This window comes from Paraburkholderia sp. SIMBA_054, from assembly GCF_046534875.1.
GTDB lineage: Bacteria > Pseudomonadota > Gammaproteobacteria > Burkholderiales > Burkholderiaceae > Paraburkholderia > Paraburkholderia hospita.
The window spans coordinates 1-259 of sequence record NZ_JAWRXV010001089.1 but is presented as its reverse complement, the minus strand read 5'-3'; the positions used below and the strand labels follow the sequence as shown (position 1 = coordinate 259).

General features: G+C 65.6%; 1 protein-coding gene. It reads right to left on the bottom strand.

Annotated elements, in window-relative coordinates; all coding sequences use genetic code 11:
* Nucleotides 1-259: glutathione peroxidase (locus tag SB822_RS58525; protein WP_410859299.1), on the bottom strand; the 259-nt coding region annotated here is incomplete at both ends.

The following is a 259-nucleotide window of genomic DNA, read 5'->3' as shown; positions in this document are numbered from 1 at the left end:
GGCGCGCAGCCACCAGCGCGCGGTACAGCGGATGCACCTGCTCGCCGGTCTCGGCGATCTTGGCGAACATCGGGAAGCTGACATCGTAGTTGAGCTGGCAGAACTGCTGGATCTCCGCCTCGCTGCCCGGCTCCTGGCCCTTGAAGTCGTTGGCCGGGAAGCCCAGCACTTCCAGGCCCGCCTCGCGCTTGTCACGGTAGAGCTTCTCCAGTCCCTCGTATTGCGGGGTCAGCCCGCACTTGGAAGCGACGTTGACCAC